Source organism: Pseudomonas sp. ADAK13 (assembly GCF_012935715.1).
GTDB lineage: Bacteria > Pseudomonadota > Gammaproteobacteria > Pseudomonadales > Pseudomonadaceae > Aquipseudomonas.
The window spans coordinates 5241241-5256686 of record NZ_CP052860.1; the positions used below are offsets into that span (position 1 = coordinate 5241241).

The following is a 15446-nucleotide window of genomic DNA, read 5'->3' on the forward strand; positions in this document are numbered from 1 at the left end:
CATGGACTATGTGACGCAGATTATTGACCCGCCACCCTCGCGTTCGCGCCTGCTGCTGGACGGCGTATTGGCAATGCGCAAACCCAAGGTGGAAGGCGCACCGACGCTGCCGAAAGAACGCCTGGTGCGTTCGGCGGTCGAGCTGTCTGCCCAGGGCATTGCGGCCTACGGCCGGGCTTGTGGTTTTCGCCGTGAGCAAGGCGTGCCACTGTCCTATCCCCATGTGCTGGCGTTCCCGTTGCACCTGATGCTGCTGACCCGCCCGAGCTTCCCGTACCCGGCCAGCGGCATGGTGCACCTGGCCAACCGTATCCGTCAGCATCAGCGCCTGGAGGAAGGCCAGGCCCTGCGCCTGGAGGTGTATTGCGAGCGCTGGGTGGCCCATCCCAAGGGCCAGGCCCTGAGCATCGCCACCCGGGCCTACAGCGCCGGCACCCTGGTGTGGGAGAGCGACAGCCTGTACCTGCGCCGTGACGTAAACGCCCCGGTCGGCGAGCCCTGGAGCGACGTGCTGCCGTTGCAGGAAGACGGTTTGCTGCGTACCCAGCGCTGGGTGCTGCCGGCGGATCTGGGGCGGCGTTTTGCCAAGGTCTCGGGGGATTTCAACCCGATTCATACCTCGATGATTGGCGCCAGACTGTTCGGTTTTCGCCGGGCCATCGCCCACGGCATGTGGACCCTGGGCCGCGCCCTGGCGGCCCAGCAACCGCCCGGCGGACTCGACCAGGCCGAAGCCCATTGCGACTTCAAGCTGCCGATCTTCCTGCCCGGCCAGGTCGCCCTGTGGAACGCCCCGCCGACCGGCCCGCGCCGTGAGTTTGAAGTGCGCAATGTCACCGGTGACAAACCCCATATGCGTGGGCTGTTTATCTGGAAAGAGAGCCATTGATGAGTGACTACAGTTTCAGCCCGGCACCGACCCGCCGCGTGGCGATTATCGGCGGCAACCGTATTCCGTTCGCCCGCTCCAACACCGTGTACGCCCATGACAGTAATCAGGATTTGCTGGTCGCTGCTTTGCAAGGTTTAGTGGACCGCTACAACCTCCACGGCCTGCGCCTGGGGGAGTTTGCCGCCGGTGCGGTGATCAAGCATTCCCGGGATTTCAACCTGGCCCGGGAAAGCTTGCTGTCCACCACGCTGTCGCCCGAAACCCCGGCCTACGACCTGCAACAAGCCTGCGGCACCGGCCTCGAAGCGGCATTGTTGGTGGCGAATAAAATCGCCCTTGGGCAAATTGAAGTGGGCATTGCCGGTGGCGCCGACACCACGTCCGACGCGCCCATTGGCATTAACGAATCCCTGCGCCGAACCTTGCTGTCAGCCAACCGCGCCAAGGGCACCGGCGCAAAGTTAAAAGCCTTGATGGGCGTGCGCCCGTCGATGTTTTTCAAGCCGCTGCTGCCGCGCAATGGTGAGCCGCGCACCGGCTTGTCCATGGGCGAGCACTGCGAAGAAATGGCCAAGCGTTGGCAGATCAAGCGCCTGGCCCAGGACGAACTTACCCTCACCAGCCACCAGCGGCTGGACGCGGCCTACAAGCGGGGGTTTTTCGACGATTTGATCAGCCCGTATCGTGGCCTGGCCCGGGACAACAACCTGCGGGCTGACGCCAGCCTGGAGAAACTCGCCGGCCTGTCGCCGGCCTACGATCGCCAGAACGGCACGCTCACCGCCGGCAACTCCACGCCCCTGACCGATGGCGCTTCAGTGGTGCTGCTGGCCAGCGAAGCGTGGGCCGCCGAACGTGGCCTGCCCGTATTGGCCTATTTAAGAACCGGCGAAACCGCGGCGGTGAATTTCGTCGACGGCACCGAAGGCCTGCTGATGGCCCCGGCCTACGCCGTGCCGCGCATGCTCCAGCGCGAAGGCCTGACGTTCGCCGACTTCGATCTGTTCGAAATCCACGAAGCCTTCGCCGCCCAGGTGCTGTGCACCCTCAAGGCCTGGGAAGACCCGGATTACTGCCGCGACCGCCTGGGCCTCGATGCGCCGCTGGGCAGCATCGACCGCGCCAAAATGAACATCAACGGTGGTTCCCTCGGCTGCGGTCACCCGTTCGCCGCCACCGGTGGCCGGCAACTGGCGGCGCTGGCCAAGGCCATCCACCAGCGGGGCGGCGGGCGCGGCTTGATTTCGATTTGCGCGGCCGGTGGGCTGGGCATTACCGCTATCGTCGAAAAGTAGTTCCCGCCATAAAAACAACAAGGAGACTGCCATGAACGCTGTAAGCCTGGAACAGACCGAACGCCTCTGGTTGAACGCTTACCTGCCCGGCGTGCCGGCCGACATCGACGCCGGCATCGAGGATTACCCGTCGTTGCGCGAGGTGTTCCTGGAGCACCTGCACAAGTTCCGCGACCGCGTGGCCTACGTCAGCATCGGCACCGAAATGACCTACGCTGACTGGGAGATCCAGGGCATTGCCTTTGCCGCCTGGCTGCAAGCCCAGGGCGTGAAGAAGGGCGACCGGGTGGCGCTGATGATGCCCAACTGCTTGCAGTACCCGATCTGCCTGCTGGGCACGATCCTGGCGGGCGCGGTGGTGGTCAACGTCAACCCGTTGTACACCGCCCGGGAGCTGCAGCATTTGCTCAAGGACAGCGGAGCGGAGACCCTCGTGATCTTCGAAAACTTCGCCCACACCCTGGAGAAGGTGGTTGCCGCCAGTACCGTCAAACGCGTGGTGATTGCGGCCATCGGCGACTTGCTTGGTACGTTCAAGGGCGCGGCGATGAACTTCATCCTGCGCAGCGTGCAGAAGCAGGTGCCGCGTTTCAATTTGCCGGGGGCCGTGCGTTTCAACCAGGTCTTGAAACAGGGACGCGGGCAAACCCATCTGGCCGTGCCGATGAACCGCGAAGACCTGGCCTTCCTGCAATACACCGGTGGCACCACCGGCGATGCCAAAGGCGTGATGCTCAGCCATCGCAACATCATCGCCAACCTGTTGCAGGCCAAGGCGTGGGTCGGAGATCAACTGGATCAGAACCAGCAGGAAACCAACGTCACCTTGCTGCCGCTGTACCACATCTTTTCCCTCACGGTGAACTGCCTGATGTTCATGTGCCTGGGCGGGCGCAACATCCTGATCGCCAACCCGCGGGACGTGAAACGGGTGCAGATGATCCTGCGCAAGGAGCGTTTCAACGGGATTGCCGGGGTGAATACGCTGTTCAACGGCTTGCTGGAAAACAAGGAATTCTGCGCCCGGGATTTCTCCGACCTGCGCATGGTGATCGCCGGCGGCATGGCCACCCACACCGCCGTGGCCAAGCGCTGGAAGGAAGTCACCGGCTTGCCGATCATAGAAGGCTACGGCCTCACCGAGTGCTCGCCGGTAGTCAGCATCAGCCCCATCGACATCTCACGCATGCGCGAAATGGAATTCACCGGCAGCATCGGCGTGCCGCTGCCGTCCACCTGGGTGCGGTTTATCCGCGAGGACGGAGAGCTGGCGGAACTGGGCGAGCAGGGCGAACTGCAAGTGCGCGGGCCGCAGGTGATGCAGGGTTACTGGAAACGCCCGGCGGAAACGGCCGAGGTGCTGGATGCTGAAGGCTGGCTGTCGACCGGGGATATCGGGGTGATGAATGAGCAGGGCTTCATTCGCCTGGTGGACCGCAAGAAGGACATGATCCTGGTGTCGGGGTTCAACGTGTACCCCAACGAGATCGAAGACGTGGTGGCGCTGCACCCCGGCGTGGCGGAAGTGGCGGCGATTGGGGTGGAGGATGGCGTGACCGGCGAGCGGGTGAAAATCATCGTGGTGCGCAAGGACCCGGGTCTGACCCAGGAGCAGATTCTGGCGCATTGCCGGGAATACCTGACGGGGTACAAGGTGCCGCGGTTTGTGGAGTTTCGTACCGAGGAGTTGCCCAAGACGACGGTGGGCAAGGTGTTGCGCCGAGCGTTGCGCTAATCCCGAGTGCACTCGGTCAAAATGTAGGAGTTGGCTTGCTGTGGTGAGCGGGCTTGCCCCGCGTTGGGCTGCGAAGCAGCCCCATCAATCTATGGTGAACCCGACGGGGGACAAGCCCCCTCACCACAGCAAGCCAGCTCCTACATGCTCGCCGTCAGTCGTCGAATCCCACCTGCTCATGAATCTCATCGACCTTCAACTCCAGCCGATACGCCACGGCAATAAACAACGCCTGGCACAGGCAAAGCGTCGCACTCAGTGACCTGAACGCAAACGACGAGCCTTCATTCACCAGCAACACCGTGCTCGCCCGCTTGGCCAGGGGCGACAGGTTGCTGTCGGTAATGATCAGCGTCTTGGCCTGATGATGCTGGGCAATCCGCAGGCAGTGCTGGGTTTCCTTGCCGTACGGCGTAAAGCTGATGGCGATCACCAAATCATTCGCCCGCACACTGCGCATCTGCTCGCGATAACTGCCGCCCAACCCCGAGACCAGGTGAATGCGCTTGTTGGTGTGCTGCAGGTTGTACACCAGGTAGTCCGCCACGGCGAACGAGCGGCGCACGCCGACCACGTAGATGTTGTCGGCATTCACCACCAGGTCCACGGCCTTGTCGAAGGCCACGTCGTCCAGTTCCAGGCCCAGGCGCTCGATCCCGGACAGCGTGGCATTCACGCACTCACGCGCCAGGTCGCCGCCGCTGGCTTTCTGCGACTTGTTGGCGATCATGCTGCGGATGCGCTGCTGGTAGTTCTGCACCGGCGTGGTCTTGTGGGTGTAGGCCTCGCGGAACAACGCCTGCATCTCACTGAAACCACTGAAACCGAAACGCTGGGAAAACCGCACGATGGCCGACGGGTGCACTTCGCATTCACGGGCGATGTCGCTGATGCGGTCGACCATGATCCGGTCGCTCTGCTGGCTCATGTAGCTGGCGATGCGCTTGAGCTGGCGCGGCAGGCTCTCGTATTCATCGGTGATCAGCTGCAACAGCCGCTCGGCGTTGATCGGCGGGCTGGCGAGTGCGTCTTCCGGGGCGCTCTGGGACATAGGGAATCCTTCTGGCTTGTTCTTATAGGGCGCGGTGAGCCGCCCCTGACAATAAGTCGATGTGCGCAAGTCTACAGGGTAGGCGCAAAAAAATACCTCGGCATCCCGCCACACGGTGCGGCTGAAACGATGCACCGTGGCTGGAACACACCGATGATGGCGTATTGGAAAATATATTCCACAAAAAATATTTATAGAATAAATATTGATTGGCGCCCCCAGACGTTCTAGTCTGCTTGCACCAAGAGCGTATGCCGCCACCACGACGGCAGACGCAGGCTGATAAAAATAACAGGAGCCAGCATGGGCCAGACTCGTTTTGCCAGTGGGCGTCAATTGGATCTGATTTGCCTGGGACGCCTGGGCGTCGACCTTTACGCACAACAAGTGGGTGCACGGCTGGAGGATGTCTCAAGCTTCGCCAAGTACCTCGGCGGTTCCTCCGCCAACATCGCGTTCGGCACCGCGCGGCTGGGGCTCAAGTCGGCGATGTTGAGCCGGGTGGGTGACGACCATATGGGGCGTTTCCTGCTGGAGTCCCTGGCCCGCGAAGGCTGCGACGTCAGCGGCATCAAGGTCGACCCGGAACGCCTCACCGCCATGGTGCTGCTGGGCCTCAAGGACCGTGAAACCTTCCCGCTGGTGTTCTACCGCGAGAACTGCGCCGACATGGCCCTGCGCGCCGAAGACATCAGCGAAGCGTTTATTGCTTCCAGCAAGGCGCTGCTGATCACCGGCACTCACTTCTCCACCGACGGCGTGTACAAGGCCAGCATCCAGGCGCTGGACTATGCCGAGAAGCACAACGTCAAGCGCGTGCTCGACATCGACTACCGCCCGGTGCTCTGGGGCCTGGCCGGCAAGGCCGACGGTGAAACCCGGTTTGTGGCCGACCAGAATGTCAGCCAGCACGTGCAAAAAATCCTCCCGCGGTTTGACCTGATCGTCGGCACCGAAGAAGAATTCCTGATTGCCGGCGGCAGCGAAGACTTGCTGACGGCGTTGCGTACCGTGCGCGGCCTGACCTCGGCCACCCTGGTGGTCAAGCTCGGCCCGCAAGGCTGCACGGTAATCCACGGCGACATCCCGGCCCGCCTCGAAGACGGCGCGATCTACCCTGGTGTACGGGTGGAAGTGCTCAACGTATTGGGCGCCGGTGACGCGTTCATGTCCGGCTTCCTCAGCGGCTGGCTTGAAGACGCCAGCGACGAGCGCTGCTGCCAGTTGGCCAATGCCTGCGGCGGCCTGGTGGTGTCCCGCCATGCCTGCGCCCCGGCCATGCCGACCCGTGCCGAACTCGATTACCTGTTCAACAGCCCGGTGCCGATTACCCGCCCGGACCAGGACGCGGCGCTGCAACGCCTGCACCAGGTCAGCGTGCCGCGCAAAGCCTGGAAGCAGCTCTTTGTGTTTGCCTTCGACCATCGCTGGCAATTAGTGGAACTGGCACAAAAGGGCGGCCAGGACCCGGCGCGCATCAGCGCCCTCAAGCAGCTGTTTATCCAGGCTGTGGAACGGGTTGAAAGCAAACTGGCGGAGCAGGGCGTCGAGGCCGATGTGGGGATTCTGGCCGACCAGCGCTTCGGCCAGGACGCACTGAACGCCGCCAGCGGTCGCGGCTGGTGGATCGCCCGCCCCGTGGAAGTCCAGAACTCCCGGCCATTGGTCTTTGAGCACGGTCGCTCGGTGGGCAGCAACCTGATTGCCTGGCCTCAGGAACAGATCATCAAGTGCCTGGTGCAATTTCACCCCGACGACGAACCGCTGCTGCGCCTGGAACAGGAAGCGCAACTCAAGAGCCTGTACCAGGCGTCCCTGGTCAGCGGCCATGAGCTGTTGCTGGAAGTGGTGCCGCCCAAGGATCACCCGTCCACCTATCCCGATGTGCTCTATCGCAGCCTCAAACGCCTGTACAACCTGGGTATCTACCCGGCGTGGTGGAAGATTGAAGCGCAGTCGGCCGAAGACTGGAAAAAGCTCGACGAACTGATTCAGGAGCGCGATCCCTACTGCCGCGGCGTGGTGCTGCTGGGGCTGAACGCCTCGGCCGAATGCCTGGCCGATGGCTTCCGGCAAGCCAGCCAGAGCCAGACCTGCCGTGGTTTCGCCGTGGGCCGCACGATCTTCCAGGAGCCAAGCCGTGCCTGGCTGGCCGGGGAGATTGACGATGAGGGGTTGATTCAACAAGCCCAGGGCATCTTTGAACAACTGATCAATGCCTGGCGCAGCGCCCGAAGTTAAACCCCGGTCGTTGAATTGGAATGCAATCAAATGTGGGAGCTGGCTTGCCTGCGATGGCATCACCTCGGTACACCTGTTAGACCGAGTCGCCCGCATCGCAGGCAAGCCAGCTCGCACATAAAGCAGATCTCAGGCAACTCTGAAAAAACAATAATAGGTGCAGCCATGCCCGCTATCCGAATTGGCATCAACCCGATCTCCTGGAGCAACGACGACCTGCCGGCCCTGGGTGGCGAAACGCCGTTGAGCACAGCCCTCAGTGAGGGCAAGGACATCGGCTACGAAGGCTTCGAACTCAACGGCAAGTTCCCCAAGGACGCCAAAGGCGTCGGCGATGTACTGCGCCCGTATGACCTGGCACTGGTCTCCGGCTGGTACTCCAGCCGCCTGGCCCGGCGCTCGGTGGCGGAAGAAATCGAGGCCATCGCCGGTCACCTCGAACTGCTGCGCGAGAACGGCGCCAGCGTGCTGGTGTACGGCGAAGTCGCCGACTCGATCCAGGGTTCGCCGGTGCGCCTGATGGAACGCCCGCGTTTCCACAGCGAACAGGCCTGGCAGGCATACGCCGACAAACTCACCGAGCTGGCACGCTTCACCTTGTCCCAGGGCGTGCGCCTGGCGTACCACCACCATATGGGTGCCTACGTCGAATCCCCGGAAGACATTGACCAACTGATGCGCCGCACCGGCCCGGAAGTCGGCCTGCTGTTCGATTCGGGCCACTGCTACATGGGCGGCGGCGAACCTATCGAGGTGCTGCGCAAACACATCGACCGCATCTGCCACGTGCACTTCAAGGACGTGCGCAAACCGGTGGTGCAACTGGCGCGCAACCAGATGTGGAGCTTCCCGGACTGCATCGTCAACGGCACCTTCACTGTGCCCGGCGACGGTGATATCGACTTCGCCGCGCTGCTGGACGTGCTGCTGGCCGCCGACTACCACGGCTGGTTAGTGGTGGAAGCCGAGCAGGATCCGGCAGTGGCGCCCAGCTACATCTATGCGAAGAAGGGTTACGACACCCTGCGCGCACTGTTGAGCGAGAGGACTGGACAATGAGCCTGTTGGTCAAAAGCAGCAAACGCGGACAGACCATGGTCGCGCTGGAAGAAGGGCGCCTGGAATATGTGGGCTTCTCCGCCTACCGCCTGAGCCTGGGTGAAAGCTTGCCGGTCACCGCCGGTGATAAAGAACTGTGCCTGGTGCTGCTCAGCGGCCGGGTGACTATTCAGGGCGAAGGCTTCAACTGGGAAAACCTCGGCGATCGCCACTCGGTGTTCGAAGACAAATCCCCCTTTGCTGCCTACCTGCCACCGGGCACCGACGCCCAGGTCACCGCGCTGAGCGACGTGCAAATCGCGGTCTGCGCGGCTCCCGGTTCGACTGACGCAGGTCTTGCGCCTCGATTGATCCGCCCCGAGCAATGCAAACGCAGCGTACGCGGCAAGGGCGCCAACACCCGCTACGTGTGCGACATCCTGCCCGACAGCGAGCCTGCCCATTCGCTGCTGGTGGTGGAGGTGCGCACGCCGTCCGGTCACTCGTCGAGTTACCCGCCCCACAAGCACGACACCGATGACTTGCCGCACCAGAGCTTTCTCGAAGAAACCTATTACCACCAGATCAACCCGCCCCAGGGCTTTGTGTTCCAGCGCGTCTACACCGACGACCGCAGCATCGACCAGGCCATGGCCGTGGAAAACAGCGACCTGGTGGTGGTGCCCAAGGGGTATCACCCGGTCAGCGTGCCGTATGGCTACGAGTCCTACTACCTGAACGTGATGGCCGGCCCCAAGCGAGCCTGGCATTTCCATAACGACCCGCAGCACAGCTGGCTGCTGGATCTTTAAGCACTTTCGACGGAGAACAAGAACAATGAGCAACGCCCCGGTAATCGGCCATTACATCAACGGCCAGGTGCAGGACAGCGACAGTGAGCGTTTCAGCCCTGTGTTCAACCCGGCCACCGGCGAAGTCCAGGCCCGTGTCGGGCTGGCCAGCCAGAAGACCGTCGATGAAGCCGTGGCCTCGGCACTGAACGCCTTCCCGGCGTGGTCCGAGCAATCGTCCCTGCGCCGTTCGCGGGTGCTGTTCAAGTTCAAGGAGTTGCTCGACCAGCACCACGATGAACTGGCCGAAATCATCAGCCGCGAGCACGGCAAAGTGTTCTCCGACGCCAAGGGCGAAGTCACCCGCGGCATCGAGATCGTCGAGTACGCCTGTGGCGCGCCCAACCTGCTGAAAACCGATTTCAGCGACAACATCGGCGGCGGCATCGACAACTGGAACCTGCGCCAGCCCCTGGGCGTGTGCGCCGGCATTACCCCGTTCAACTTCCCGGTGATGGTGCCGCTGTGGATGATCCCGCTGGCATTGGCCACCGGTAATTGCTTCATCCTCAAACCGTCCGAGCGTGACCCGTCCGTCAGTTTGCTGATGGCCCGTCTGTTGACCGAAGCCGGGCTGCCCGACGGTGTGTTCAACGTGGTGCAGGGCGACAAGAGCGCGGTGGACGGCCTGTTGCAGCACCCGGACATCGAAGCGATTTCATTTGTCGGCTCCACGCCGATTGCCGAGTACATCCATCAGCAGGCCACCCAGCGCGGCAAGCGTGTGCAGGCGTTGGGCGGCGCGAAGAACCATATGATCGTGATGCCGGATGCTGACCTGGATCAGGCGGCTGACGCCTTGATCGGTGCGGCCTACGGCTCGGCCGGCGAGCGTTGCATGGCGATTTCGATTGCGGTGGTGGTGGGTGATGTCGGCGACAAGCTGATCGAAAAACTGCTGCCGCGCATTGACCAGTTGAAGGTCGGCAACGGCATGCAGAAAGACAGCGAGATGGGCCCGTTGGTCACCGCCGAACACAAGGCCAAGGTCGAGGGCTTTATCGACCAGGGCGTGGCCCAGGGCGCGAAGCTGATCGTCGATGGCCGTGGCTTCAAGGTGCCGGGGGCGGAGGGTGGTTTCTTCGTCGGCGCGACCTTGTTCGATAATGTAACGACCGAGATGAGCATCTACCAGCAAGAGATCTTCGGGCCGGTGCTGGGCATCGTGCGGGTGGCGGATTTTGCCAGCGCGGTGGCCTTGATCAACGCCCATGAATTCGGCAACGGCGTGTCGTGCTTTACCAGCGACGGCGGCATTGCCCGCGCGTTTGCCCGCACCATCAAGGTCGGCATGGTCGGCATCAACGTGCCGATTCCGGTGCCCATGGCCTGGCATTCGTTTGGTGGCTGGAAGCGCTCGCTGTTCGGCGACCACCATGCCTACGGCGAAGAAGGCATTCGTTTCTACAGCCGCTACAAAAGCGTCATGCAACGCTGGCCCGACAGCATCGCCAAGGGCCCTGAATTCAGCATGCCAACCGCCAAGTAATTTTTTCGAGTGTGGAGCACAACAATAATGAAGTCGCCTCTACGTTTTGCCCTCAACCGCATGGTCGCCCCCAGCCTTTCCCTGCCGGATTTCATCCAGCTGGCGGTGACTCTCAAATGCGATGCCATCGAGATCCGCAACGACCTCAAGGGCATCGAGATTGAAGACGGCACCCCCGCCAGCCGCGTGCGTGAATTGTGCGCAGTGCACGGCATCACCGTGCTGTCGATCAACGCGCTGTACCCGTTCGACGTGTGGAATGACGAGCGCCGCGCCCAGGCGATCAAGCTGGCCGCCTATGCCCGCGAAAGCGGCGCGCGGGCGTTGGTCATGTGCCCGTTGAACGACCGCGCCGACCCGCGCAACGAAGCCCAGCGTGCCGCCGGTTTGCGCACGGCCTTGAGTGAGCTGGCGCCGATCCTGCGTGAGTACGGGATTCTCGGGTTTGTCGAGCCCCTGGGCTTTGAAGAATGCTCCCTGCGCCGCAAACGCGTGGCGGTGGATGCGATCAAGGCCATTGGCGGGCTGGATGTATTCCGCGTGGTGCACGACACCTTCCACCACCACCTGGCCAGTGAACATGAGTTCTTCCCGGAGCTGACCGGGCTGGTGCACATCTCCGGTGTGGAAGATGCCGACGCGCCGCTGAACTCGATCCGCGACGGCCACCGCGTGCTGGTGGGCGAGGCGGACATCCTCGGCAACGCCGCGCAGATCGACACCTTGCTCAGCACCGGCTACAGCGGCTACCTGTCGTTCGAGCCGTTCGCCGACAGCGTGCACGGCCTGGCCGACATCAAGCAGGCACTGGGGGCGAGCATCGCCCACCTGCAAAAACGATAAGGGGCACCCCATGACCACAACCCGGTTGACCATGGCCCAGGCCCTGGTGAAGTTTCTGGATAACCAGTACATCGAAGTCGACGGTGTGCAGAGCAAATTTGTCGCGGGCATCTTCACGATTTTCGGCCACGGTAACGTGCTGGGCCTGGGGCAGGCCCTGGAGCAGGACAGCGGCGACCTGGTGGTGCATCAGGGCCGCAACGAACAAGGCATGGCCCACGCGGCGATTGGTTTTGCCAAGCAGCACCTGCGCCGCAAGATTTACGCCTGCACCTCTTCGGTCGGGCCGGGCGCGGCGAACATGTTGACCGCCGCGGCGACCGCGACCGCCAACCGCATTCCGTTGCTGCTGTTGCCCGGCGATGTCTACGCCAGCCGCCAGCCGGACCCGGTGCTGCAACAGATCGAGCAGTTCCATGATTTGAGCATCAGCACCAACGACGCCTTTCGTGCGGTGAGCAAATACTGGGACCGTATCAATCGCCCGGAACAACTGATGACGGCGGCGATCCACGCCATGCGCGTGCTCACCGACCCCGCCGAAACCGGCGCGGTGACCCTGGCTTTGCCGCAGGATGTGCAGGGCGAGGCGTGGGATTACCCGGATTACTTCCTGCAAAAACGCGTGCACCGTATCGACCGCCGCCCGGCGACCGAAGCGATGCTGGGCGACGCCGTGGCGGCGTTCAAAGGCAAGCGCAAACCGCTGATCGTATGTGGCGGCGGGGTCAAATACTCCGGCGCGAATGCCGCGCTGCAAGCCTTTGCCGAACGCTTCGACATTCCTTTCGCGGAAACCCAGGCGGGCAAGAGCGCGGTGGTGTCCAGCCATCCGCTGAACGTCGGCGGCCTCGGTGAAACCGGCTGCCTGGCGGCGAACCTGCTGGCGCCGGAGGCTGATCTGATCATTGGTATCGGCACGCGTTATACCGACTTCACCACCTCATCCAAATCCCTGTTCAAGCATCCCGAGGTGCGGTTTCTCAACCTCAATATCAGCCCGTGCGATGTGCTGAAACTGGACGCCGTGCAATTGCTGGCGGATGCCAAGGTGGGCCTGGAAGCGCTGGCCGAGGCCCTGGGTGACTACCGCTCCAGCTGGGGCGATCAACCACGGGACGCCAAGGTACAGTTGGACGCCGAAGTCGACCGCATCTATCAGGCCGACTACCAGACTGAAAACTTCGTGCCGGAAATCAACGACCACATGGACCCGGCGGTGCTGCGTGAATTCATCGAATTGACCGGCTCCTGCCTGACCCAAAGCCGCGTGCTCGGCGTGCTCAATGAAACCCTGGCCGACGACGCGATCATCGTCGCCGCCGCCGGCAGCCTGCCCGGTGACTTGCAGCGCAGCTGGCGCAGCAAGGGCGTCAACACGTACCACGTCGAGTACGGTTATTCGTGCATGGGTTATGAGGTCAATGCGGCCCTGGGCGTCAAGCTGGCCGAGCCTGAGCGCGAGGTGTACGCGCTGGTGGGTGACGGCTCCTACATGATGCTGCACTCGGAGCTGGCCACCTCGATCCAGGAGCGGCGCAAAATCAACGTGGTGCTGCTGGACAACATGACCTTCGGCTGCATCAACAACCTGCAGATGGAACACGGCATGGACAGCTTCGGCACCGAGTTCCGGTTCCGTAACCCTGAAACCGGCAAGCTCGACGGCGGTTTTGTGCCGGTGGACTTCGCCATGAGCGCGGCGGCCTATGGCTGCAAGACCTACAAGGTCAACACCGTGGAGCAGCTGCAGGCGGCGCTGGCCGATGCGCGCACGCAAACGGTGTCGACGCTGATTGATATCAAGGTTCTGCCCAAGACCATGATCCACAAGTACCTGTCGTGGTGGCGAGTCGGTGTGGCGCAAGTGTCCACCAGCGCGCGCACCGATGCGGTGGCCAAACAACTCAATGAACGCCTGGCCAAGGCCCGGCAGTACTAATAACAAGAGGAGTGTTTTCATGTCTTTGAAGTTGGGTGTTATCGGTACTGGCGCCATCGGCCAGGATCATATTCGTCGTTGCAGCCAGACCTTGCTCAACAGCCAGGTAGTCGCGGTGACGGACATCAACCTTGAGCAAGCTGCCAAGGTCGTCGCCGACCTGAAACTCACCGCCGAGGTTTACCCGGACGGCCATGCGCTGATCAGCTCGCCGCAAGTCGAAGCGATCCTGGTGACCTCCTGGGGCCCGAGCCACGAAGAATTCGTGCTGGCGGCGATTGCAGCCGGCAAACCGGTGTTCTGCGAGAAGCCGTTGGCCGTGACCGCCGAAGGCTGCCGCAAGATCGTCGAAGCCGAAGTGGCCCACGGCAAGCGCCTGGTGCAAGTGGGCTTCATGCGGCCGTATGACCACGGCTATCGCGCCCTCAAAGCCGTGATCGACAGCGGCCAGATCGGCGAGCCGCTGATGCTGCACTGTGCCCACCGCAACCCGAGGGTGGGTGAGAACTACAAGACCGACATGGCGATCACCGACACCCTGATCCACGAGCTGGATGTGTTGCGCTGGTTGCTGGCCGATGACTATGTGTCGGTGCAGGTGGTGTTCCCGCGTAAATCGAGCAAGGCGTTGGCGCACTTGCGTGACCCGCAGATCGTGCTGCTGGAAACCGCCAAGGGCACGCGCATCGATGTGGAAGTGTTTGTGAACTGCCAGTACGGCTATGACATTCAGTGTGAAGTGGTGGGGGAGACCGGCATTGCGAAATTGCCGGAACCGTCCCAGGTGCAGATGCGCAGCGGGGCCAAACTATCGAACGCGATTCTGATGGATTGGAAAGACCGGTTCATCGCGGCTTATGACGTTGAGTTGCAGGCGTTTATCGACGGTGTACGGGCCGGGCAGGTGGCGGGGCCGTCGGCGTGGGATGGTTTTGCGGCGGCGGTGGCGGCGGATGCGTGCATCGAGGCGCAGAACAGTGGGCAGATTGTGAAAGTGGGGCTGCCAGAGCGTCCACGTTTTTACGGCTGACACCTATTCCACTGGAGGAACCCGATCAGTGTGGGAGCTGGCTTGCCTGCGATGACGGCGGCACATTCAACAAGACTGTCGCCTGATACACCACTATCGCAGGCAAGCCAGCTCCCACATTTGATCGGGTTCCAACATCAGATTTGGGAGCGTTTCTAACATGCGCATCGCATTAGACCCCTACATGTACCGCCACCTGCCCCTCGGCCAAATGGTCGACAAGGCCGCCGAACTCGGCTACCAGCACATCGAACTCTCGCCCCGGGAAGACTTCCTGCCGTTCTACAAGGCCGCCCGGGTCGACCGGGCGCGCATCAAGGAGTTTCGCAAGGCCCTGAGCGACGCCGGCGTGCAGCTCTCGTCCCTGCTGCCCATGTACCACTGGGCCGCCGCCGACGAAGGCCTGCGGGTTGCCGCCGTACGCAACTGGAAGCGCGCGATCCAGATCGCCGTGGAAATGGACTGCGAGCTGGTCAACACCGAATTCACCGGCCAGTCCGACAACCCGCTGGTGTGCGAAAACCAGTTCATGCGCTCCATGGACGAGCTGATGCCGGAGTTCGAGCGCGAAGGCGTGAAGCTGGATATCCAGGCGCACCCGTACGACTTCTGCGAGCGCAACAACGAGTCGGTGGACATCATTCGCGGCCTCGACCGCGACTGGATCAACTACCTCTACGCCGCGCCCCACACCTTCTTCTATGACGATGGCAAGGGCGATATCGCCTCGATGCTCAAGTACGCAGGCGCCAAGCTCAGCCACTTGATCATCGCCGACACCTACAACCACCGGGCGTCGTCCAACCTGCGCTACATCGTCAACCCGCCGGGTGTCACGGCCACCGTGCATCAGCACCTGGACATCGGCCAGGGCGAGGTCAACTGGGAGGCGTTTTTCGGCACCCTGCGGGAAATCAAGTTCGACGGCATCGCCACGGTGTCGGTGTTTGCCTGGGAAGACCGGCCGGATGAGTCCAACCGGATGATGCTGGAGCGGGTCACCCGAGAGCTGTGTTCTTAGACCGTTGTGGCTTGCTCT

The 15446-nt window shown here is 62.5% G+C and carries 12 protein-coding genes; 11 read left to right on the forward strand and 1 reads right to left on the reverse strand.

The genetic code is table 11. From position 1 onward, the window contains the following. Position 1 precedes the first annotated feature (1 nt). From HKK54_RS24250 to HKK54_RS24260, 3 genes are read left to right on the forward strand one after another with little or no spacing between them, the layout of a single operon-like run. Complete coding sequence (locus tag HKK54_RS24250) at positions 2-889, forward strand: MaoC/PaaZ C-terminal domain-containing protein (RefSeq protein ID WP_169388090.1); 888 nt, start codon at positions 2-4, stop codon at positions 887-889. Then, positions 889-2187, forward strand: a complete 1299-nt coding sequence (locus HKK54_RS24255) for an acetyl-CoA C-acetyltransferase (protein ID WP_169388091.1) — start codon at positions 889-891, stop codon at positions 2185-2187. Before HKK54_RS24250 ends, HKK54_RS24255 begins: the two co-directional genes overlap by 1 nt. Positions 2188-2218: 31 nt before the next feature. Next, the gene (locus HKK54_RS24260; RefSeq protein ID WP_169388092.1) at positions 2219-3922 is read left to right on the forward strand and encodes an AMP-binding protein; all 1704 of its coding nucleotides are present in this window, start codon (positions 2219-2221) and stop codon (positions 3920-3922) included. 154 nt (positions 3923-4076) lie between these two features. On the opposite strand, the gene HKK54_RS24265 is transcribed toward HKK54_RS24260, so the two are convergent. Continuing rightward, positions 4077-4973: a MurR/RpiR family transcriptional regulator gene (locus HKK54_RS24265; RefSeq protein WP_010173178.1), complete on the reverse strand. Its 897-nt coding sequence runs from the start codon at positions 4971-4973 to the stop codon at positions 4077-4079. A 303-nt stretch (positions 4974-5276) separates the two neighbouring features. On the opposite strand from HKK54_RS24265, the gene HKK54_RS24270 reads away from it, so the two are divergent. The 8 genes from HKK54_RS24270 (at position 5277) to HKK54_RS24305 (ending at position 15428) form a co-directional block, all read left to right on the forward strand. Then, a complete protein-coding gene (locus tag HKK54_RS24270; RefSeq protein ID WP_169388093.1) occupies positions 5277-7214 on the forward strand; it encodes a bifunctional 5-dehydro-2-deoxygluconokinase/5-dehydro-2-deoxyphosphogluconate aldolase in 1938 nt (645 codons plus the stop codon). A gap of 165 nt (positions 7215-7379) precedes the next feature. Next, entirely contained in the window at positions 7380-8273 is an 894-nt protein-coding gene (gene iolE / locus HKK54_RS24275; RefSeq protein ID WP_169388094.1) for a myo-inosose-2 dehydratase, read from the forward strand. Further along, the gene (gene iolB / locus HKK54_RS24280) at positions 8270-9064 is read left to right on the forward strand and encodes a 5-deoxy-glucuronate isomerase (RefSeq protein ID WP_169388095.1); all 795 of its coding nucleotides are present in this window, start codon (positions 8270-8272) and stop codon (positions 9062-9064) included. Before iolE ends, iolB begins: the two co-directional genes overlap by 4 nt. Positions 9065-9089: 25 nt before the next feature. Then, positions 9090-10592 carry a CoA-acylating methylmalonate-semialdehyde dehydrogenase gene (locus tag HKK54_RS24285; RefSeq protein ID WP_169388096.1) on the forward strand — a complete coding sequence of 501 codons (1503 nt, stop codon included), beginning with the start codon at positions 9090-9092 and terminating at the stop codon, positions 10590-10592. A gap of 27 nt (positions 10593-10619) precedes the next feature. Further along, the gene (locus tag HKK54_RS24290; RefSeq protein WP_169388097.1) at positions 10620-11435 is read left to right on the forward strand and encodes a TIM barrel protein; all 816 of its coding nucleotides are present in this window, start codon (positions 10620-10622) and stop codon (positions 11433-11435) included. A 10-nt stretch (positions 11436-11445) separates the two neighbouring features. Then, the gene (gene iolD / locus HKK54_RS24295) at positions 11446-13377 is read left to right on the forward strand and encodes a 3D-(3,5/4)-trihydroxycyclohexane-1,2-dione acylhydrolase (decyclizing) (protein ID WP_169388098.1); all 1932 of its coding nucleotides are present in this window, start codon (positions 11446-11448) and stop codon (positions 13375-13377) included. Positions 13378-13396: 19 nt separating this feature from the next. Beyond that, the gene (locus HKK54_RS24300; protein ID WP_169388099.1) at positions 13397-14407 is read left to right on the forward strand and encodes a Gfo/Idh/MocA family protein; all 1011 of its coding nucleotides are present in this window, start codon (positions 13397-13399) and stop codon (positions 14405-14407) included. 160 nt (positions 14408-14567) lie between these two features. Beyond that, on the forward strand, positions 14568-15428 hold the full coding sequence (locus tag HKK54_RS24305) for a sugar phosphate isomerase/epimerase family protein (protein WP_169388100.1): 861 nt from the start codon (positions 14568-14570) through the stop codon (positions 15426-15428). Positions 15429-15446 lie beyond the last annotated feature (18 nt).